The sequence below is a fragment of the Achromobacter sp. SIMBA_011 genome (assembly GCF_046535435.1).
In the GTDB taxonomy this organism is placed as follows: domain Bacteria; phylum Pseudomonadota; class Gammaproteobacteria; order Burkholderiales; family Burkholderiaceae_B; genus Achromobacter; species Achromobacter dolens.
Genome location: NZ_JAWRWN010000473.1, coordinates 1 through 271, shown reverse-complemented (window position 1 = coordinate 271; position 271 = coordinate 1). Strand labels below are relative to the sequence as shown.

Annotated in this window: 1 protein-coding gene; it reads left to right on the top strand. The window is 68.3% G+C overall.

Annotation, left to right across the window (positions count from 1 at the left end; translation table 11 throughout):
• Window positions 1-271, top strand: a 271-nt coding sequence (locus tag SB816_RS31765; protein ID WP_410548215.1) for an ImpA family type VI secretion system protein, incomplete at both ends; no start/stop codon positions are given.

Sequence of the window (271 nt, the reverse complement as noted above, 5' to 3'; positions counted from 1 at the left end):
CACGGCGTTGCTCGCCGCGCAAACGAAGGATCTGCGCCTCGCGGTATGGCTTACCGAGGCGCTCGCAATCCAGGAAGGCGTGCCGGGCCTCACGCAAGGCTTTTCGGTGCTCACGGGGATCGTGGATCGCTTCTGGGACGGCGTGCATCCGCTGCCCGAGGGCGAAGACGTGGAGTCGCGCCTGGGCAATGTGGCCTGGCTCGCGGGGCGCTCGGCGGAATTGCTGCGAGCGGTGCCGCTCACCCAATCGGGCACGGCGTTTAGCACGCTC